This window comes from endosymbiont of Galathealinum brachiosum, assembly GCA_003349885.1.
Lineage (GTDB): Bacteria > Pseudomonadota > Gammaproteobacteria > SZUA-229 > SZUA-229 > SZUA-229.
Map to the genome: position 1 here is coordinate 327,953 of QFXC01000011.1, position 22,150 is coordinate 350,102.

The following is a 22,150-nucleotide window of genomic DNA, read 5'->3' on the forward strand; positions in this document are numbered from 1 at the left end:
ACATTCTGACGGGCCAACTCTCCATTTCGCAGGCACAAAAAAGCCGGCTCAAGGCCGGCTCTTTCTAAACATTAAGTTATTAAAACTTATGCCATTGCACGAATTCTTGAATTCATACGGCTCTTTTGACGAGCAGCTTTATTTGCATGAACCAGACCTTTACCGCACATTTTGTCGATAACAGGAACCGCTTCTTTAAATGCTGTTTCTGCAGCTGCTTTATCACCAGCCTCAATCGCATATACAACTCTCTTTACGAAAGTACGATACATAGAACCCATGCCTACATTGCGAGCACGGCGTTTGATTGCCTGACGGGCACGTTTTTTAGATTGTGATGTATTAGCCAATTTATTCTTTCCTATATATCATGATATTGTCTGAGAATATTTCCGTAGAGCTTTTCCAGAGAATATCCTAATGGGGCGCAGATTTTTCCAGTTTAAGGGGCTTTTGTCAAGCACGAATACATTAAATGCTTATATTAGCGACTAAAGCATACTAAATAAGTTAGAAATCAGTGTAATATGCACCACTTACTACTAAAAATGAGAATATGGAAGACAAACAAGACTTCAAGGTCAAACTAGGCGACCCGATTCAATTACAGTTCATTCCTCAGGATGGACGTGAAAGACTAACCGCCAAGATAATTGGCTATAGCCCAAACAAGAGCATTATTATTAACGCACCCAGCGTTAACGGCAAACTCCCGCTTTTAAAAGAAAACCAGCCCTTTGTCGTCCGTATGCTTCAGGGAAATGATGTTTATGGTTTTGAGTCTTCTGTTATTAAATATTACAGCATCCCTTACCCTCACGTGCATTTGCGCCACCCTAAAGACATTGAGCGTATTACGGTGCGAGGCTCCAGACGAGTGGAAACTGAAGTTGTGGTCTCAGTTACCACTATCTCTACACCGAATAAAAGTCTTTCTATCTCTATGTTAAACACCAGCGCTACTGGCGCTCTGTTGCAAACAAAAAAAGAACTGGGCAAGCTGGATGACGAGCTCAGTATTTCTATAGAGCTTGAGATTGCCAATATTAAAAAATATATACGCATCAAGGCAATTATTAGAAATATCTCTACACCTGAAGACAGAAACGATAAAGAAGACATGCTTAATAAATATGGCGTGCAATTTCTGGAATTAAATGATGATCAGAAACTGATAATTAACGCATATGTCTATGAGCAGATTGTCTTACATATGGAAGACCACTAGGGAGGCGCTGATCAAGCCTGACCTTTTCTGATAATGACACACAACGAAATTAATCATGTTATTTAAATCAACCGCGATAGTTGCAGTAATGACGTTTCTATCGCGCATACTCGGCCTTGCTCGCGATATCATTTTTGCTACATTTTTTGGTGCCGATGGTGGGACTGATGCTTTTTTTGTTGCTTTCAAAATCCCTAACTTTATGCGCCGTTTGTTTGCAGAAGGCGCCTTTTCACAGGCTTTTGTACCTGTTTTCTCTGAATATAAAGAAACACGAAGTTTTGCGGACCTTAAAGACCTGATTAATCATGTTGCAGGCTCCCTGGGCGGATTTTTATTAATATTAAGCATCATTGGCTCACTTGCCGCCCCTTTACTGGTATACATTTTCGCGCCGGGTTTTGCAGATGAATCAAGATTTCAACTCACAGCCGATATGCTGGCCATTACTTTTCCCTATATATTCTTTATTGCCCTTACCGCATTTGCCGGGGGCATATTAAATAGCTACAACAAGTTTGCCGTACCTGCATTTACCCCCGTTTTGTTAAATTTATCTCTTATATCTGCCGCTCTCTGGGGAGCAGAGTACTTTACTCAGCCAATAATGGCGCTAGCCTGGGGCGTTGCTTTTGCCGGCTTCCTGCAGCTACTATTTCAAACTCCGTTTCTGGCAAAACTAAAACTCTTACCCAAACCTCAATTTAAACGTGCGCATGAAGGCGTTAAAAAAATACAGACATTAATGCTACCCGCCATCATCGGTTCATCCGTAGCACAGATAAACCTGTTACTTGATACCATTATCGCCTCCTTCCTGATCGCCGGCAGCGTATCCTGGTTATATTACTCGGACCGTCTGGTTGAATTTCCACTGGGCGTCTTTGGTATAGCGCTGGCAACGGTTATTTTACCCAGCCTGTCCAAACAACACGCTAACCAGTCAAACGAACAATTTAACCAGACTCTGGACTGGGCACTCAAGCTGGTCACATTAATCGCACTACCCGCTGCATTAGGCTTATTACTACTCGCCAGCCCCTTATTAGCAACCCTGTTTGGTTATGGTGAATTCACTTTACATGATACTGAAATGTCATCGCTAAGCCTGATGGCCTACGCACTGGGTCTACCTGCCTTTATTTATATTAAAGTACTTGCCCCGGGTTTTTATGCTCGACAGGACACCAAAACGCCTATGCGGATCGGTATACAGGCAATGATTGCCAATATGTTTCTTAACCTGTTATTTGTTATACCCATGGTAATGACTGAATTTGAAGGCCCTCATACCGGTTTGGCACTTGCAACCTCCGGCTCAGCCTACATGAATGCGTTTATGCTTTATCGAGGACTCAAACGTCAGGGCATCTATAAACACAAAAATGGCTGGGGAAAACTACTCATTCAGGCGCTGATAGCAAACACTTTAATGGCTGCTTTTTTAATACAGCTTACCCCCTCTATTGATAACTGGCTGGCCTGGCCTTTAATAGAGCGTATTCCATACTTACTGGGCTTTGTTACCATTGCCGCAACTATTTATATTACATCCCTCTTTATTTGCGGATTCAGACTAAAACACCTGCAGCATTAATTAACAGCCTCCAGCCCACATGAGCCGCTTTATCAGGTATAATTCCTTCCTTTTTAAAAGTGGACATTTGATTACCAATGCAACTTATTAGAGGCCTGCACAATCTGAGTGAAGAGCATCGCGGCTGCGCCCTTACAATTGGTAATTTTGATGGTGTACATCTTGGACATCTTGAGATTTTAAAAAATCTCAATAAAGCAGCCAGAGAAAGGCATTTACTTTCTTGCATAATGAGCTTTGAGCCTTTGCCTATGGAATATTTTGACCGGCAAACTGCACCTGCAAGACTACACAGGATAAGAGAAAAATGGTGTGCTTTACAAAATGCAGATGTTGATTATTTTTTATGCGCAAGATTCAATCATCAACTTGCTGAGTTATCAGCAGATGATTTTATAAACAAAATTCTACTGGAAAAACTGAATGTAAAATATTTACTGGTAGGTGATGATTTCCGCTTTGGGAAAAAACGTTGCGGTGATTTTGAAACTCTGCAACAGGCAGGAAAAAAACACGGGTTCGAGGTACATAATACAGACAGTGTATGTTATCAGGACGAACGCATTAGCAGCACACGTATTCGACAGGCTCTTATGCAAAACCAGCTAACTCATGCTGAAAAAATGCTTGGGCAGCCTTATCAGATTTGCGGACGTATCGCACATGGAGATAAACGGGGACGGACTATCGGGTTTCCAACTGCAAACATAAAACTACATCGACATGCTACAGCTGTTCACGGTGTCTATGCAGTACATATGACCGGCGAGAATAACCTGTCGGCAAATGGTGTTGCTAACATTGGTAAACGCCCAACAGTTGACGGGCAACATTTGCAACTGGAAGTACATCTTTTCGATTTCGATAAAGAGATTTATGGACAAAAAGTTTGCGTTGAATTTAAACAAAAAATTCGCGATGAAAAACGTTTCAATTCATTTGATGAATTAAAACAACAGATCATTAAAGACAGTAAACAGGCTAAAGATTTTTTTGCCTCAAAAACAGATAAATAAACCAGAACTTATTTGAGAATATATACAAGTGACCGAACAAACAACAGATTATAAAAACACACTGAACCTGCCAGCCACTGATTTTCCTATGCGCGGAAATCTGGCTAAACGTGAGCCTGAGATGCTCAAAAAATGGCAGGAAAAAAATCTTTATCAAAAAATTCGTAACGCCAGTGAAGGCCGCCCTAAATTCATTCTGCATGATGGCCCTCCATATGCAAATGGCAACATTCACATCGGCCACGCTGTAAATAAAATATTAAAAGATATTATTATCAAGAGTCGTACCCTTGATGGTTTTGATGCACCTTACATTCCAGGCTGGGATTGTCATGGTTTACCCATTGAGTTAAATGTAGAAAAGAAAGTAGGTAAACCCGGACAGAAAGTAGATGCAAAAACTTTCCGTGATAAATGCCGGACATATGCACAAACACAGGTGAATGGTCAGAGAGATGATTTTATTCGTCTGGGCGTATTGGGCGACTGGGAAAACCCGTATCTAACAATGGATTTTAATTTTGAAGCAAACATTGTTAGAACACTTGGAAAGATAATTGACAAAGGGCACCTGCACAAAGGCAGTAAACCTGTTCATTGGTGTCTTGATTGCGGGTCAGCACTTGCCGAAGCTGAAGTGGAATATGAAGATAAAACATCATCAGCAATAGATGTTGTTTTTAAAGCTATCGATGCTGATGTTTTTTTCAAAGCATGTGATGCAGAAAAAAATGACTTGCCCGTTGCCACTGTTATCTGGACAACGACGCCCTGGACACTACCAGCCAACATGGCCGTATCACTTCACCCGGATCTTGAATATGTTCTGGTAAAAGCAGAAACACATATTGGCAGTATTAACTTATTATTAGCAGAAGCGCTTCATGAAAGCGCACTTGAACGTTATGAAGCTGAAAAATTCACTATCATTGGTCGTTGTAACGGCAGTGCTCTAGAAAACCAGTTATTACAACATCCATTTTATAGTCGGCAGGTACCGGTAATTCTCGGTGACCACGTCACAACTGAAGCGGGTACTGGTGCCGTGCATACAGCACCTGGACATGGCCAGGATGACTATATCGTCGGCACAAAATATGGTCTTGAAGTTTATAACCCGGTTGGTAGTAATGGTGTGTTTTTACCTGATACCGAATTATTTGCTGGCCAACATGTTAATAAAGCTAACGATGCCATCATTGATAAATTAAAAGAAAATAATGTGCTGTTAAAGTTTCGCAAACTGAAACACAGTTATCCTCACTGCTGGAGGCATAAATCACCGATCATTTTCCGTGCTACACCACAGTGGTTTATCAGCATGAAACAAAATGGTCTTCGTGATCAGGCAATGACCGCAATTAATGAAACACAGTGGATGCCTGACTGGGGTAAGGCACGTATAGAGGGCATGGTTGAAAGTCGCCCTGACTGGTGCATATCTCGTCAACGTACCTGGGGTGTTCCTATAACTCTTTTTGTTCATAAAGAAACCGGCGAACTGCATCCAAATACTCAGGAATTAATACAAACAATTGCTAACGATATTGAAAAAGAAGGTATAGATGCCTGGTTCTCAAAATCAGCTGAAGATATTCTTGGTGATGACGCGGTTAATTATGACAAGGTCACTGATACGTTAGATGTCTGGTTCGACTCAGGTGTTAGCCATGCTGGCGTGTTAGAACAAAGAGAAGGGCTTAATGTTCCAGCTGATTTATATCTGGAAGGTTCTGATCAACATCGAGGCTGGTTTCAATCTTCGTTACTAACATCTGTTGCCGTTAGAAATACAGCGCCATACAAAGCAGTTCTTACCCATGGTTTTACTGTTGATGCTGACGGTAAAAAAATGTCCAAATCTCTGGGCAATGTTATTCAACCGCAAAAGATATTTAATTCACTCGGTGCAGATATTTTACGTCTTTGGGTTTCTTCAACTGACTACAGCGCCGAAATATCTGTATCTGATGAAATCTTAAAACGTACAGCAGATTCTTATCGCCGTATTCGAAATACTTCCCGTTTTCTTCTAGCTAATTTAAACGGTTTTCACCCTGAAACCGATATGTTAAAAGAGAATGAAATGCTGGCTCTGGATAAATGGGCCGTTGCACAAACGTTGCATATTCAAAATGAAATTATTGATGCATATAAGCACTATAACTTTCATATTATTTATCAGAAATTACATAACTTCTGCTCTGAAGACATGGGCAGCTTTTATCTGGACGTTATTAAAGATCGTCAATACACCACACACAAAGACTGCGTTGCTCGTCGCTCTGCACAAACGGCTATCTATCACATCATCGAAGCAATGACTCGTTGGATGGCACCAATTTTAAGCTTCACTGCTGAAGAAATCTGGAATGAAATTCCCGGCGAGCATGGTGACTCCGTTTTACTTGAAACTTGGTATGACGCACTATTTGACTTAAGCCCTTCGGATACAATGAACTTTGATTTCTGGTCTTCCATTCGCGAGACAAGAACACAGGTTAGTAAACAACTTGAGCAGATTCGTGTTGATGGAGAAATAGGCTCTTCACTCGATGCTGAAGTTAGCCTTTACTGTAGTGACAAATTACTTAATACACTTCAATCTCTTGATGATGAATTACGTTTTGTATTAATCACTTCTTATGCCTCAGTACACGATGCAAGTGAAGCACCTGAATCATGTGAACTAATCAAACTAGAAAGCGGTGAAACAATCAGCATTAATGTTAAAAAATCAAATCACGTAAAATGTGCACGTTGCTGGCACCTGCGTGAAGATGTAGGCACTCATTCAGATCATCCTGAATTATGTGGTCGCTGTGTTGATAATGTAGATGGTAACGGTGAAACACGACACTATGCCTGATAGTAATTTAATTAATACCCGACAATGGATCTGGATTAGCATTTTAGTTATTGTATTTGATCAGCTTACCAAGTTACTCGCTGATCACTTTTTACAATACCATCAACCCATTGAAGTAATGCCCATGTTTAATTTAACCCTTATGTACAATAAGGGCGCGGCATTTAGTTTTCTTGCTAACGCAGGTGGCTGGCAACGCTGGTTTTTTCTAATTCTAACCAGTGCTGTTAGTATTTTTATTTACCTCTGGATAAAGAAATTAAAATCACACCAGATACTCCAGTACTCGGCTCTCGCCCTTATACTTGGTGGTGCTATTGGTAACCTGATAGATCGTGCCATATATGGCCATGTAATCGATTTTCTTGATGTTTACTTCCAGCATCATCACTGGCCCGCATTTAATATCGCTGATTCAGCAATTACCGTCGGTGCAATTTTATTAATTTACGACACACTGAAGAACCCACATGAAGACAGTTGAAAACAATAGCACCATTTTACTTCTATTTAAAATGGAACTTGAAGATGGCACTGAAATTGAGTCTAATTTTAACGATGACGCCATTGAATTTGAAATAGGTAATGGCAGCCTGACTCCCGGAATGGAAGATGCACTTATCGGTAAAGCCGCAGGTGAAACAGTTTCTGTTGAATTATCACCAGAACTTGCTTTTGGCATGCCCGATGAAAATAATATTCACAGCATCCCGGTTACAGATTTCCCTGATGATATGCCTCCTGAAGAAAATCAGGTAATTGCTTTTGACGGACCAGATGATAGCGAAATTATGGGCACCATAATCAGCATATCAGATGAGGAGGTTCAGGTAGATTTTAGCCACCCACTTGCAGGCCGTATAATAAAATTTACTGCCAACATCAATGCTATTTTATAACCCTCTTGGTTTAATTTTTTATGAGAATACAACTTGCTAACCCACGCGGCTTCTGCGCAGGCGTAGACCGTGCTATTGAAATTGTAGAAAGAGCGCTTGATATCTTTGGCGCACCTATTTATGTTCGTCATGAAGTTGTACACAATACATATGTTGTCAATTGCCTTAAAAAAAATGGTGCTATTTTTGTTGAAGAGCTAAGTGAAATCCCTGATGACGCCACTGTTATTTTCAGTGCACATGGTGTTTCTCAAGCTGTACAGAACGAAGCTAAAAGCCGACAACTAAAAGTTTTTGATGCTACCTGCCCCTTAGTAACAAAAGTGCATATGGAAGTTTCTCGTTACGCCCAGAAAAACATTAACGTAATTCTTATCGGACATACAGGGCACCCTGAAGTTGATGGAACAATGGGACAGTTCGATAGCGATCTTGCACAGATATTTTTAGTTGAAAACACGAGTGATGTTGAAAATTTAGACATTAACAATCGCGTTGAACTAGCCTATGTAACACAAACAACCCTATCTGTAGATGACACGAAAGATATTATTTCTAAACTTAAAAATAAGTTTCCGAATATCCAGGGTCCAAAAAAAGATGATATTTGTTACGCCACTCAAAACCGTCAGGATGCGATAAAAAGCCTGACACATTCATGCGAACTCATCCTTGTCGTCGGTTCTCCAAACAGCTCAAATTCTAATCGTTTAAAAGAGCTTGCGATTAAAAATAATATCCCGGGCTATCTAGTGGACAATGCTGAAGAATTAAAAAAAGAATGGTTTAAAAACATAGAAACGGTGGGTCTAAGTGCCGGCGCATCTGCACCTGAATTACTGGTAGATGACGTAATTAAAAAAATTAAAGAATGGTTTGGGGCTGAGCTATCCAGCGATAGCGGCCCCAAAGAAAATATTATTTTTCAGTTGCCCAAGGATTTGCGTTAAATTTTATTCCCAGCACGCCTCAGGCGTTTTAGCGCCCGCCTGATTATATGTCATAGTAATACAAGCAGTATCATCAGTTTGTTCAGCTTGAGCAGTAGCCGTTATTAAAAATGCATTAGTGTCTCCGCTATTTATTGTTAACACATAAAACTCTTTTGGTGATAACTGAGTACCAGCAGCTCCATATAATAATGCGGTGCTAGATGCATAGGTATTATTTTGCGAATAATATCGCTCCTGTCTGTCCCCCATATCCAGCAATGCTGCTTTTCCATCTGTTCGTTTGGTTTCCAAAACAAACTCCTGATAACTCGGTATGACAACGCTTGCTAAAATACCAACAATTGCCACAACAATCAGCACTTCTATTAATGTAAAACCATTATGTTTAAGCATTCTTTATCTCTCTTTATACTCTATATTAATCGGTTTACTCTTCTTCATACCAGTAAACCCTGACATGTGAGCCAACACCTTCTGCTTTATCACATTCCGTACCCACACAGACAGCCGCGCCATCAGCTGGTATAACAAGTGTTGGGGCCGCTGGTATACCTGCACGAACCAGGGTTTTCTTTCTATCTTCACTGGTAAGGTTATCAATATCGTTATCAACTATCGTGTCATAGTTTTCAACTGGTGTACCGTTACCAAGATTGATGTGGTACAGAAAACCTGATCCTTCACGTGGGCCACAAGAGTCAGTGATAAGTAATGGATCTGTTGGTACAAACGTAGCAAAAAATGCCTCACCCTGAAAGATCAACGGTTTGGTTAAGCCTTTTTCACCTACACTGGCATCAAAATTAATATACCAGCCATCTTTACTTTGCATGCCCGCTAATGCAGCTGCACGCTCAGCATTAGTTCCCTCACCAATCGCATTATCCGTAGTATCAAATAAATCCTGCGTTGTACTATTTACCAGTTTAGTCTCATACGTTGAAGGCGCTCCAAAAACAGGTAAGTCACGAAGCATAAACGCACGATCCTGAACATCTTTATTGATAGGATGAACCCGGCTACCCGATGTAATTAAAACCGAAAGATATGAATTATCATTAATATCTTTTAATAACGCTATATCAGGTGGATAGAAAAAACGACGATGAGAAATTGCGTCATCATCAGCCAGATCTGCAACTCTACCTGCAGTAATAATATTATCAATATTAGTCTCTGTTTCACCTAATGTATTATTAATATCGACACGCCACATTTGACCACCCATATCACCAACATACAGATGATCCACATAACCATCACCTTTAGCATCGGCTGCCGCAACATCAGAAGGGATACTATAAATCATATTTGCATCCTGTAAATCAGCAGCGGCATCGGGCCCCATACGCCATAACAATTCACCTGAAATTGCATTAACGATGAAAATACCTCGTCCCTCATCATCGGCAACTCTAGTTGTCGCATTGTCCTGATCAACATCAAAACCGGCACCAAAAATGAGTACCGGCACATCTGCACCATTCAAACGAATTGTTTTCACTTGCGGGGTCGACCAGGACTGTGCTAATTCACTGTAATCACCCAGGCCTCCATTAACGGTATTATCCTGTCCACCATAAATAGTCCACAGATATACCGGTGTAGTCGGATTGGTAACATCTAAAGCATAATAATTCTGCCCACCTCGACGCATACCGACATAAATAATAACTCTATCACCGGTTTCTATTACACCATCTTTATCAACATCATTAACATAAGCGGTCACATTACCATCCAGACCATACTGTTTCGATGAACTGGTATTTGTATAAATAGTATTCAGACCAGGTAATAACTCTTTTGGAATAAAGGCAAACAACTCACGTGCATTACTAGAAGTAGCCGTACGTGTATCAAATGCATGAAGATAACCATCATTGGTCGCCACAAATGCAGCAACTGCTGGATCAGTTGTATCACCATCAAAATACTCAACTAATGCCGGCTGTGAATGCAAAGGATCGCCCATTTCACGCCTTGCATCAGTCGTGCTGCCATCACTATCATCATCATTAATATCAATGCCCCGAGCCCACATAATTAAATTCGTTTTATCTGTACCGGTTACACCCATAATGGCATCGGTAAGATTAGCATTATTTTCTTCCACTCGGTTAACACTTGCAGTTAGTGCAGAACCTGAAACCAGATTACTGTAAATTTTACGACTATCTGATAATGTGCCTCCCGCAAACAAGCGGCTAGCCGCACCACCCAGCTCGGTATTACTTCCATCTGGTGCATCCGCATCGGCAGTCCAGAAACTTTGTGCATTCTCATCAAAAAAACCGGTTGTAGCATCAATTGCAGCATTATTATTCTGATCAACTATTTCTGGAACACCTGTTGCATCAAACTGTAATTTAAAGCGTTTAAAGTTGCCATCCCAGTGCGGCCTGTTAGAAGGTTTAAATAATGTGAAATATAAATCATTACGGTTTGTTGTTCTGTTAAACGCATTAACAGAAACAGCCGGTGAAGCAAATGTTGTATCAATTTCTTTAATTTCTTCAACAATATCGATAAACACCTGCAATAGATCACTTGCGTTATTTGCCGTTCTATAACCTCCGGGACCTGCACCTTCTTCACCAGCACTTCTTAAAAGCGTCTGATCAAATCCTGACGAGGTATCAAAGCCAACTGTATAAGTTGAAATCTTTACATCTTCTGCAGTTGAACCAGTTAAACTCGCAGCATTAACACTACCGGGATTATCATTCAGTCGAACATCAACACCCTTTTCTGTCAGGTGTTTTGTTAAATCATCCAGGCATCGACCACTGCCGCTACCAACACAGGCATCAGCTACACCATCCGTACTCTCAAAATCGGGTAAAGCAACAATTTCATCGTCTGCCTCATTATCAACGGTTGGCGCACCATCTGATAATAAAATAATGAACTGACGCTCACACTCTGCTGACTCAAAACTAACCGGGCTTTTATAATAACTCGTCCCCCCATCAGTTAACGTAGTTGAGCCCTCAATCGCATCTCCAGAGGCAGAATATGGTCCGCCACCGGGGCCGCCGTAGTAAGGCGTATTACCCTGAAAATACCGAACCGCTTCATACATTGATTCACTTAATGGTGTTCCACCATTTGCATCCCAGCTTTTCATAGTAGCGAATAAATCATTACGAGGTAATTTAATATCAACTATCGGGTGCATTACTGTACCGCCACGGTTCCAACCATTGCCATCCGTATTTGGCGCATTAAACTTCATCAGGCCTACATCAACATTACTTACACCACCATCCATAATAGAAATAATAGTGTTTCGCATAATATCTATTTTTTTAACATCCACATTATTACTAGCATCGGAAACAAACGCGAGATAGTGAGCATAATTTCCTGAATAGAAAATAGTATTATCACTCATCTCACCAGCCCATGCTGCTGTGAGACTATTCGTTGAGTATTGCACTCCACTATTTATGGTATCAATCCATTTTGCAGCTGAAACTGCGTCTACACCATGCTCACCATCATCAGCCAGGCACTCTATAATATTTTCACTGGCTTGATTATTTTTATCAAGATTATCCCATATATTTTTAGGCGATCCTTCCCACTGCGTAAAACGGCTCTGTAAAAAACCACCGGCACCTTGAATATTACCAAATGCATCTAGTAAAAAAGTACCGTCAGCATTACGCAAACCAAATAACGAATAATTTAACGCGTCACATCTGTTTTGAGAAATATCAAAATCGTTAGCTGTATACGTATTACTGCAATCTACATTTGTAAGCGAGTCTCCATCGGGTAAATAGTAAATATCATCTACATTAAATGCACTACAACCAGATAAAGCACTGTAATCTGTTTCGGGATCATACAAAATCTGTGTTTCTATCTCATCATCCATACTGCCCGATGTATCAAGTACAAAAAGAATATTAGGCTGAATCGAATTGGCACCCAAATTCGAGTTTTGATAAATTTCAATATCTTCTGCAACAGCGGGAATAGCAACAAAGATGGTTAGCATCATTGCATTACTAACTATTCTGACCTGTTTAATTAAATTTTTCATAACTGTACCTTATCAATCCTGTCGAACAACCTGTATTAATACTCTAATTTTCAGTGAACTAAGTTTATTCTTTTAAAAACCATTTCAATCCAGCTAATTCACCACTCTTTCTCACAAACACAAGGGTGTCAGGTTTTTTTCTTGAACTTACAAAATTACTCAGTGGCACTTCTTTATTATTCAAATACGCTTTAATATCAGGCGTGATTTTATAATGTTCAGTTTTACACGTTTCACATCTTTTATAATTCACAAAACCTGTCAGATTGTTTGTTAAGCTAAACTTTGTGGCTACACCTATTTCACTAGTTACAAATGCGCTATCTGCATTAACAGGCGCAATTGCCAGTATTAACAAGTTGAATACCAAAAATATTTGTAGTTTCATAAGTTCACTCTTCCTTTATCTATTACCAACGTTTTTAAAAAACATCACATTCATTACTCTTAATCTGGACAACCTGCTGCAAATGTTCTGTAGCCAGCAAGTTGACGACTAACACCAACCGTATCACCCGCTGAATTTAATTCTCTGCCATCTACCGAAATCTCATGAACCAGAACCGAACCGGCACCCCCGGTTAAACTATTACCTTCAGATGACTTACGACAACCAACAAAGACAACACCTAAGTCTCCACCTTTTAAACCACTTGCCGAAACATACCCAGATGGATAACTGCCTGTAAGCTCTGTTTCACTTGCACTCAACCAGTCAATATTAGGATCAACCATTGCACGCACGAACATCAGCGCTGCAGACTGAAACGCATTACTGTGATTTTTGAAATTATTCGCTATTTTTAATTCCGTACGTGTACTACTCATACTGGTTACACCAATTAGCGTCATTACCAATAGCATGACCATACCCACGATCAATGCGGCACCATTTTGTTTTACTTGTCCTGTTTTCATCACAGCTTAATCACCTGTATTTATATTTCTTAATCGAACAGAAGTACTCACAACAACACGCTTATACTTATCACCATTAACTCGATTTACACCTGCCACTGTATAAGTTGACAAAGGGTCTACTTCTTCAATCGTGTCTTCTGAACGTAACACCAGCCATATTCTTGCTGCAATCACCTTATTCCAGTGTCCACCTGCCGTTACATCATTCGGGTTCATATAGATATCAGCCGATTCATCACCCTGCTCACCACCTACTGCTGGTGTATCTAAACCAAACTGTATCTGAAACTCTTCTACACCTCTCAATAACACACTGTCTGTTACTACCGGGCCTGGCTCCAGTGTTACCAAACGCAATGATGGCATACCATCACCTACGACATCTGTGTAATCAGCAATATAATACGCTCTGCTTCTCCATATAAAATAACGAAGGTTAGGGTCAATATTGCCATCACTTCTTAAAAAATCCTGATCTGCCGGAGGATTACTCCCCCGAAACATGAAAGAGTATTTTGTAACAGATTTCAAATAGAGCATATTACCCGTAAGATCGGCTTCAGTCGTACCCAGAGGCAATGCACTGGCATAACGAACTTCTAACGAATCACCCTGAGTCCATTTATCCATGCAGCTGGTTAAATAGTCCGTTCCGTCATCAACTGCAAATACAGGTCGGTCCAGATCAACAACCCAAGGGGTGGCTCCACCGCTACACTGACCCGCAATCACTTCAAAATTTTCTTCGTCTCTAACCTGAACTTTGTTTTCATGATTTTGATGACCATAACCGCCTGCGTGACGTAAATCATATGCAATGGTTTCTATTGCAAAGCGCGCATCACCCATCATTTGCACTTCGTTTTCAACCACTTTCTGCATTTGCGAGCTACTTAAATAAATTGTGAAAACGCCACCCAGCAAAAATAAACCGATGACCATACTGACCATCAGCTCAATCAGGGTAAAACCATTGTTTTGTTTATTACGCATCATTCTTTTGTCTCTCAAACACATGTTATGGCCAAATTTCAGCTACTGTCGAATAGCTATAATTTATATTCTTGGTTGACCAGTCAATATTAATAGTCACTTCCCTGACATCCCCTGCTGGGTCTTCAGGTATCGTATTAACTAACACTTCAATAGTAGGCGCAGGCAATATTGCATTCAGATCATCCTGCCAGATAAACAGGTCATCAGCTGCCATCTGTGCAGGAAGACATGTGCTTCCACTGGTGCAGCCATAACTCGCTGCCGCCCCGGCATAATCCGCAAGCCCCACGGGATTAGCGCGCATCCTTTCAATCAACTCTTCCCCTTTAAGCACTACCGACATATTTTGTGTTGCAACGTAACCGGTCTTCATTGCCTGTGCATGCATTCCGGCAACGCCTAACAGACCAATAGATAAAATAAACAGGGCCAATAACGATTCCAGAAAGGTAAAACCCTGTTGCTTTTGCTGTGCTTTAAATAACTTTTTCATATTCGAAACTCAATAATAAAACGCTATAAACAGGCGCCAATAATCGCCGCATCTTTTGTAGTACGCAAACTACCCGAGGCAGATAAGATAACGCCTCTACCCAGAACCTCTGCACCCACAGTCAAACCACGGTCATCACATATGACAAACATACCCTGCATGCTGACTCCCTGTGCTGATGCAGGAATACCACGGGAATTAAAGCGTATGAAGTCTGATGCATTAATCGTTGGACTATTACTTCTAACTGTCATCCCGACGGTAGTATTCACACCATTCCAGGCCTTTAATAAAACATCATCATCGCTAGCGTCGTATACACAATCAGTTGCTGAAGCTGTATTAACATCAACAAACGAGATCCAGCCATCTTCCCAGCTATCACTTCCACTACAACTGGGTGTCGGGCTTTCTGCATTAGAGCTGGAACAGACACATGCTGGCTCAGCCAACTGAATGGCTCCACTTCGTGCCACTTGAACTGCAGACACAAATTCATTGTTCACGGTTGTGATCTGACCTGCTTTCATAAAATCCTGAAAGCCTGGTAAACCAACAGCGATAAGAAAGCCCATAACAACAATAGTGGCCATCAGTTCTATAAGAGTAAATCCGGATATATTTTTCATGGTTATATTTAAGACAATGTTTATTAGAAAGTCATGCAATCAAAGATAAGCCGAAGCTAGTGCCTGACAAGTGGTAAGGAATGCTTGTTTTAAAATCGGTTTGATTGATTTAATGTCCGGTCTAATAACCGGAATCATCATAAGGAGTCACAAATTTCCTGTGTAATTTTCCGGCAACTTCCTATACCCAGAATGACACCATTCCTATAATGACCTGCATTAATATAAAGTCCTTCTATATTATTATGTACGCCTGTAAACGGATCACCATCCGGGCAACCTGGCCTCAAACCAGCCCAGTGATATTCCACTTCTGATTTGCCTAACTCAGGAAAAATCTCCACAGCACTCTTTATCAGTTCACACTTTACTTTTTCATCTATAGATTTTTCAAAACCGGTGTGCTCAATCGTACTACCGCATAATATACGACCGTCTTTTCTGGGAATTATGTACCTGTTATCAGCTAAAACAATCCCCTTAAGCATTCCGGGTTCGGATTTGAAAATAATCATCTGACCTTTTACCGGGTTAATATCTGGTGCACTCTGATTTTTTAAAATTTCGCCACTCCATGCGCCACCTGCAATCAGAACACGTTTCGCATTGTAAGTTTTGCCGTTAGCCACAACGCCTGTAATTTGACCATTTTGCACGTTAAGCTGATCTACACAGGTATTTTCCATGTAAGAAACACCTAAGAACTCAAGGCTCCCTTTTGCGGCTCTCACTAATCTCGGGTTACGCATCTGCGCAATATCGGGAAGCCATATACCCTGTTCGAAATTATTAGCCAGACCAGGAATGTGCTCATCAATAGCAGCCGCAGAACTAACGAGCGATAAATTCATCGACCACTTATCGGCCCATGCCAACGCTTCACTCTGCTCTTCGCTCTTCAATACCATCATGCCACAACGAACAAATTCGGGGTCAACACCACTTTCTCTGTGTAACTCCTCAGCCACTTGCTGATAAGACTGGTGGCCGATGCTGGCAAGCCGGTTAACTTCATCAGAATAACGCCAGGGATGTAATGGCGAAAGAATCCCTCCACCGGCCCAGGAAGACTCACGACCTAACTCACCTTTTTCCAGCACCAGAACATCAAGGCCTGCTTTTTTTAATTCTCTGGCACTGAGCATGCCAATCAGCCCACCGCCAACAATAATACAATCAGTCATAAATCTGGTAACACCCGTTGAGACGGCATCTTAAACTCGCATATTTCATTAATAAAACTAAAAAATACGGCCGAATAGTTCATCGACCAGTCATTCTGTAGCAACTAAATGCCTATTATAAATTCCCCGCCCCAATAAACAAAGGCCCACATCAAATGATGCGGGCCTTTAACTCAAAACAAACTACAAATTACTTACCGCAGGTATTAACAACTCCTTCCGGCGCCTGATCCATATATTTCTCACAATAACAGGGGCTTCGATTTTTAGCCCAGTGACGTTCACACCTTGAGACCCAGAGAGCAGACTGTTTTGCATCCCACTCTGCCTCACGTTTATTATCTTCAACCGACTTCTGCCTGGCCAGTTTTTCATCATCAGCCGCTTTTAATTCCGCAGCCATTTTTTTCTTTTCATGCTCAACTCTGGCAGAAATTTTTGTTTCTGCATTAGATTTTCGAGCTTCATTTTTACAGGGATAAGCGATTGCAGGCACTGCCGATTTAAAATCAATAGGCGGTCTGGCATAACACATTTTTACCGGTTTTGGCTTGGGTCTGGGTTTCGGTTTTGCCACAACAACTGGAGCAGGTTTTGGCTCTACCTTTTTAACTACTGGTGCTGGTGGCGGCACAGGTTTATTAATTTTAGCCATTAATGGCGCATAACCCGACATAGTGAATGTTAATTTAACCGGGCGTCCATATGGTTCTATAATAAACTCAATCACATTTGCGCTTTTTAAAATATTGTGACTTTCCTTATCCAGATTAATGACGAAGTCACCGCCTCCTCCTGCATTAATGCAAACATCATTCGCCACAATAGCATTCTGTTTTAGTTTTTTACCCGGATTTTGCTGATTCTGTAAACACCAGTTGAATATTGGTAAACGGCGACCATCTGTTTTTATCTCCGCAATTGCCAGACCATCTAATAATCGTGTGTTTTCAAGCTCACCACTGGGATCATTTTTCCCCATACGCAGCAATAATCGGTACTTATCAATATTTAAATGATAATAGTTGGTATCAGACCCATCACGAACCGAGCCGGATTTAATTGCTGTATTGTTGTTCTCATACCATGCCGCATCCGCGCCAAATGTATAGTTTTTTGATTTTTTAAATGGATTCACTCCAGCAAAACTACTGAAGTTAGAAACAACTAACAGAATACCAAGAATACTGCCTACAACTCGTTTATTCGTTACACCGACCACGCTTAAGACCCCTTTAAGCTAAAATTTTTGACAAAATATTCGTATTTATTACTTTAATTTACAGCATCTTGTACAAATTTACTTTAAAAGAATTCGCTAACCTATGGTATTTACACTTGTTTTCTCTTAAAGCATGTCTTTCTTTTTAGTTAATAGATATAGCACAAGTTTCGTGTTTGTGAATCAAAAGAGCTGAAAATCAGTGTAAAATCACATTTTTTACAACAACTAAATCGATCTTGAATGAAAATACAACTTAACGGCAAAGAACTACAAATTGATTCGGGAACCACTCTCATACAACTCATCAATAATGAGGGTATGACAGGTAAACGTCTTGCAGCAGAAGTTAATCGCGAAATAATTACAAAAGCAGAACATCCAAACCACATTCTGAAAGATGGCGATATAGTTGAAATAGTCCACGCCATCGGCGGTGGGTAAATAAAGACCGTTTGCACTCAATGCGCAAACGCAGCTTTATTTACGCCAGACAGGGATGTCTGGCTGGATCGAAGACACCAGGGATGGTTACTTGCAAACACAAATCTAACGAAGCCACCTCTTAAAACACTTAAAAACCTGAGAGATCGTTTGTTCTACTTAAATGTGTGCAAACGCAGCTTTATTTACGCCAGACAGGGATGTCTGGCTGGGTAGAAGACACCAGAGACGGTTTCTTGTAACCACAAACCCGACAAAGCCAGCCTCTGAAACACATAAAAAATCTGAGAGGTTACATGTTATATCAGCAATTCAGGCTTGCTATGTTTCCTTTTATAAATCGTCAGCTAAAACTAACTCCTACAGCGATTTATCTTATCAATTATTACTGCCATCCCACTCACCAAAGCATAATTTTAAAAATTTATATAAAATGCTAAGATATGTCCCTCTAAAAAACCAACCAGTAAAATCATAATATGAACGATGATCTTCTCACTATAGCGGGCAAAACCTATCAATCACGTTTACTTGTGGGCTCAGGCAAGTACAAAGACCTGACTGAAACACGTGAAGCAACTGAAGCAAGTGGCGCTGACATTATCACTGTCGCTATTCGCCGTACGAATATTGGTCAGAACCCTGACGAAGAAAACTTACTGGATGCTGTGCCACCTGAGAAATACACAATACTGCCTAACACAGCTGGATGTTACACAGCAGAAGATGCGGTTAGAACCTGCCGTATGGCACGTGAATTACTGGATGGGCATAACCTGGTCAAACTAGAAGTACTTGGTGACCAGAAAACATTATATCCAGACACCGTAGCCACTCTTGAAGCAGCAAAAACACTGGTAAAAGATGGTTTCGACATTATGGTTTACACATCTGATGACCCCATTATTGCAAAACAACTTGAAGAAATTGGTTGTGCAGCAGTAATGCCTCTAGCAGCTCCTATCGGTTCAGGGCTGGGAATACGTAACCCATATAACATTCTAACGATCATAGAAAATGCCAATGTACCGATTCTGGTTGATGCTGGCGTCGGCACAGCATCTGATGCGGCTATAGCAATGGAACTTGGTTGTGATGGCATTTTGATGAACACCGCAATTGCTGGAGCTAAAGACCCCGTTCTAATGGCATCAGCTATGAAAAAAGCTGTAGAAGCCGGGCGTGAAGCATTTTTAGCTGGCCGTATGCCTCGCAAACGTTTTGCATCTGCCTCATCACCTATTGATGGCACATTCTTTTAATTTTATACAAAAGCCGGCATCCGTGCCGGCCCACTTCAACACATGAAAACTCAACACATTCGTACAATACACAGCTTTGTAAAACGAGAAGGCCGTTTAACCACTGGTCAACAGCTCGCTATCGATACTCAATGGCCTGAATTTGGTATTAACTATTCGGAAGAAAAGTTGAATTTCACAACCCTGTTTGACAATGAAGCTGACGTTATTCTGGAAATTGGTTTTGGTAATGGTGACTCGCTCTGGCAAATGGCACAGGCACAACCAGAAAAAAACTATTTTGGAATTGAAGTTCATCGGCCCGGTGTCGGCCATTTATTACGTTTGGTCGAGCAGACTGACTGTAAAAATATACGTGTTTCAAACCATGACGCTATAGATGTTCTCGAACACCAGATACCCGATAATAGTATTGACCGTTTACAGCTCTTTTTTCCTGACCCCTGGCACAAGAAAAAGCACAACAAACGACGCATTGTTCAGGAAAAATTTATAAATCAGGTTGCCAGAATATTAAAACCTGATGGCATATTTCATCTTGCAACCGACTGGGAACATTACGCAAAACATATGCTCAGTACTTTAAATGACTGTGATTTATTTAATAACTTATCAGACGACAATACATATGTTCCGAAACCTGAAGAAAGACCTACAACAAAATTTGAAAAACGAGGACATCGCTTAGGGCACGGCGTCTGGGATTTATTGTTTCAAAAAAAATAAAAACTCATCTGCTATATTTTAAAAATTTTATTTCACAAACAAAAAAGCCGACTAAATAAGTCGGCTTTTTTTGAATAACTTAACTTAATACTTAAGTAAAGTAAGACTCATTAACTAACATGTGAACATAGATACTAGCGGCATAACCTAATGCAATTGCTGGCGTCCACTTCAGGTGACCAAAGAAGGTATATTTACCACGCGCCTGCCCCATTAATGCAACACCGGCAGCCGAGCCAATAGATAACAACGAACCACCTACACCCGCGGTTAATGTTACCAGCAACCACTGACCAATTGACATGTCTGGATTCATAGTTAATACCGCAAACATCACAGGAATATTATCAACTATTGCAGAAAGAACACCTACTACGATATTAGCTGAAGTTGGCCCCCACTGATTGTACATTAGTTCTGATGCCAGACTTAAGTAACCAAGAAAACCTAAACCACCAACACATAAAACAACACCGTAGAAGAAGAATAAGGTATCCCACTCTGCTCTTGCAACCGGACTGAATACATCAAATGCCGCAGGGCTACCCATGTTCGCATCTGACTCAACGTTATCTGGTTTAACGTTATCACGGTGTGCTGTTTTCTTCAGGAAGAAACCAAATAGCTGTAAATAAGCTAAACCGGTTAACATACCAACAACTGGTGGCATGTGCAGAAAGTTATGGAATGAGACTGCTGTACCAATTGTCATAAAGAACAATAAGATAATGCGTTTGGCACCACGTTGCATTTGCACTTCTTCACCTGATGCTTCAGGTTTAACATTTGGAATGGCAAAATGCATAATCGCTGCGGGCACAAGGAAGTTAACCGCTGATGGAATAAATAAAGCAAAAAACGTCCAGAATTCAACCATACCTTTTTGCCATACCATCAGTGTTGTAATATCACCAAATGGAGAGAACGCACCACCGGCATTAGCCGCAACAACAATATTAATACACCCGATACTAACAAACTTGGTGTTATCACCACCCACAGCCATAATAACTGCACACATTAATAATGCCGTTGTTAAGTTATCTGCAATAGGTGATATGAAGAACGCAAGAATACCGGTAATCCAGAAAAGCGCTCTAAATCCAAAACCACTTTTTACCAACCAGGCACGCAGTGCATCAAACACTTTACGCTCTTCCATCGAGTTCACATACGTCATTGCAACTAAAAGAAACAACATTAGTTCCGCATATTCTAAAAGATTATGTCGAACCGCATGCTCTGCTTCTACAGACATGCCGTTTTGTCCAGCGACCCAACCAATACTACCCCAGATAATACCTGCAGCCAGAATAACCGGCTTTGATTTTCTAAGGTGTGTAAATTCTTCAGCCATTACAAAAATATATGCAATACCGAAAAGTGCTAATGAAAAATAACCCAATGAACTGGTTGTCATATCACCCCAGCCTTTAGCGCCTTCACTCGCAAATAGTGCACCAGAAAACAACAGGGTCATAAGCCCCACCAAAATACTGGATTTGTTTTTTAGAATGTTCATGTTTTTTACTCTAATTTTTTAACTTTAATCTTATAAATTTTTCAATATTTCTTTAACCCTGATCGCAAACTAAAACTTACTCCTATAAAACCAGTACGGAATAAATTCTAACTCGCGAAAAATAACGGGGTTTCT

21 protein-coding genes are annotated in these 22,150 nt (G+C 40.7%); 10 read left to right on the top strand and 11 right to left on the bottom strand.

The features are described 5' to 3' along the window. Positions 1–86: 86 nt before the first annotated feature. Positions 87–350 carry a 30S ribosomal protein S20 gene (locus DIZ80_09850; GenBank protein ID RDH82578.1) on the bottom strand — a complete coding sequence of 88 codons (264 nt, stop codon included), beginning with the start codon at positions 348–350 and terminating at the stop codon, positions 87–89. 206 nt (positions 351–556) lie between these two features. Between DIZ80_09850 and DIZ80_09855 the strand changes: the two genes are divergently transcribed. The 7 genes from DIZ80_09855 (at position 557) to DIZ80_09885 (ending at position 8,559) form a co-directional block, all read left to right on the top strand. Further along, positions 557–1,228: a hypothetical protein gene (locus DIZ80_09855; protein RDH82579.1), complete on the top strand. Its 672-nt coding sequence runs from the start codon at positions 557–559 to the stop codon at positions 1,226–1,228. Positions 1,229–1,283: 55 nt separating this feature from the next. After that, positions 1,284–2,825, top strand: coding sequence for a murein biosynthesis integral membrane protein MurJ (gene mviN / locus DIZ80_09860; protein ID RDH82580.1), 1,542 nt, complete (start codon positions 1,284–1,286; stop codon positions 2,823–2,825). 77 nt (positions 2,826–2,902) lie between these two features. After that, positions 2,903–3,841: a bifunctional riboflavin kinase/FAD synthetase gene (locus tag DIZ80_09865; protein RDH82581.1), complete on the top strand. Its 939-nt coding sequence runs from the start codon at positions 2,903–2,905 to the stop codon at positions 3,839–3,841. Between the two features lie 28 nt (positions 3,842–3,869). Further along, positions 3,870–6,710, top strand: a complete 2,841-nt coding sequence (locus tag DIZ80_09870; protein ID RDH82582.1) for an isoleucine--tRNA ligase — start codon at positions 3,870–3,872, stop codon at positions 6,708–6,710. Next, positions 6,703–7,194 carry a signal peptidase II gene (locus DIZ80_09875; GenBank protein RDH82583.1) on the top strand — a complete coding sequence of 164 codons (492 nt, stop codon included), beginning with the start codon at positions 6,703–6,705 and terminating at the stop codon, positions 7,192–7,194. Before DIZ80_09870 ends, DIZ80_09875 begins: the two co-directional genes overlap by 8 nt. Next, a complete protein-coding gene (locus DIZ80_09880; GenBank protein RDH82584.1) occupies positions 7,181–7,609 on the top strand; it encodes a peptidylprolyl isomerase in 429 nt (142 codons plus the stop codon). Before DIZ80_09875 ends, DIZ80_09880 begins: the two co-directional genes overlap by 14 nt. A gap of 20 nt (positions 7,610–7,629) precedes the next feature. Beyond that, positions 7,630–8,559 (top strand): 4-hydroxy-3-methylbut-2-enyl diphosphate reductase, encoded by a 930-nt coding sequence (locus DIZ80_09885; protein RDH82585.1) that lies wholly within the window; start codon positions 7,630–7,632, stop codon positions 8,557–8,559. A gap of 3 nt (positions 8,560–8,562) precedes the next feature. Here the strand turns inward: DIZ80_09885 and DIZ80_09890 are convergent, their stop codons facing one another. The 9 genes from DIZ80_09890 to DIZ80_09930 form a co-directional block, all read right to left on the bottom strand. Beyond that, on the bottom strand, positions 8,563–8,955 hold the full coding sequence (locus DIZ80_09890) for a hypothetical protein (GenBank protein RDH82586.1): 393 nt from the start codon (positions 8,953–8,955) through the stop codon (positions 8,563–8,565). 34 nt (positions 8,956–8,989) lie between these two features. Further along, positions 8,990–12,616 (bottom strand): hypothetical protein, encoded by a 3,627-nt coding sequence (locus tag DIZ80_09895; protein RDH82587.1) that lies wholly within the window; start codon positions 12,614–12,616, stop codon positions 8,990–8,992. 64 nt (positions 12,617–12,680) lie between these two features. Further along, positions 12,681–13,004, bottom strand: a complete 324-nt coding sequence (locus DIZ80_09900) for a hypothetical protein (protein ID RDH82588.1) — start codon at positions 13,002–13,004, stop codon at positions 12,681–12,683. 59 nt (positions 13,005–13,063) lie between these two features. Continuing rightward, the gene (locus DIZ80_09905; GenBank protein ID RDH82589.1) at positions 13,064–13,534 is read right to left on the bottom strand and encodes a hypothetical protein; all 471 of its coding nucleotides are present in this window, start codon (positions 13,532–13,534) and stop codon (positions 13,064–13,066) included. Between the two features lie 6 nt (positions 13,535–13,540). Next, positions 13,541–14,554 (bottom strand): hypothetical protein, encoded by a 1,014-nt coding sequence (locus DIZ80_09910; protein RDH82590.1) that lies wholly within the window; start codon positions 14,552–14,554, stop codon positions 13,541–13,543. Position 14,555: 1 nt separating this feature from the next. Then, positions 14,556–15,026 carry a type IV pilus modification protein PilV gene (gene pilV / locus DIZ80_09915; GenBank protein ID RDH82591.1) on the bottom strand — a complete coding sequence of 157 codons (471 nt, stop codon included), beginning with the start codon at positions 15,024–15,026 and terminating at the stop codon, positions 14,556–14,558. A gap of 23 nt (positions 15,027–15,049) precedes the next feature. Beyond that, the gene (locus tag DIZ80_09920; GenBank protein RDH82592.1) at positions 15,050–15,694 is read right to left on the bottom strand and encodes a hypothetical protein; all 645 of its coding nucleotides are present in this window, start codon (positions 15,692–15,694) and stop codon (positions 15,050–15,052) included. A gap of 98 nt (positions 15,695–15,792) precedes the next feature. Further along, positions 15,793–16,839 (bottom strand): glycine oxidase ThiO, encoded by a 1,047-nt coding sequence (gene thiO, locus DIZ80_09925; protein ID RDH82593.1) that lies wholly within the window; start codon positions 16,837–16,839, stop codon positions 15,793–15,795. Between the two features lie 190 nt (positions 16,840–17,029). After that, entirely contained in the window at positions 17,030–18,061 is a 1,032-nt protein-coding gene (locus DIZ80_09930; protein ID RDH82594.1) for a hypothetical protein, read from the bottom strand. 243 nt (positions 18,062–18,304) lie between these two features. Here DIZ80_09930 and thiS point away from each other — a divergent pair, with 243 nt between their 5' ends. From thiS to DIZ80_09945, 3 genes are all read left to right on the top strand, one after another. Beyond that, the gene (gene thiS, locus DIZ80_09935; GenBank protein RDH82595.1) at positions 18,305–18,505 is read left to right on the top strand and encodes a thiamine biosynthesis protein ThiS; all 201 of its coding nucleotides are present in this window, start codon (positions 18,305–18,307) and stop codon (positions 18,503–18,505) included. Between the two features lie 479 nt (positions 18,506–18,984). After that, positions 18,985–19,767, top strand: coding sequence for a thiazole synthase (locus DIZ80_09940; protein RDH82596.1), 783 nt, complete (start codon positions 18,985–18,987; stop codon positions 19,765–19,767). Between the two features lie 42 nt (positions 19,768–19,809). Then, a complete protein-coding gene (locus DIZ80_09945) occupies positions 19,810–20,493 on the top strand; it encodes a tRNA (guanosine(46)-N7)-methyltransferase TrmB (GenBank protein RDH82597.1) in 684 nt (227 codons plus the stop codon). Between the two features lie 91 nt (positions 20,494–20,584). On the opposite strand, the gene DIZ80_09950 is transcribed toward DIZ80_09945, so the two are convergent. After that, positions 20,585–22,015, bottom strand: coding sequence for a sodium:proton antiporter (locus DIZ80_09950; GenBank protein RDH82598.1), 1,431 nt, complete (start codon positions 22,013–22,015; stop codon positions 20,585–20,587). Positions 22,016–22,150 lie beyond the last annotated feature (135 nt).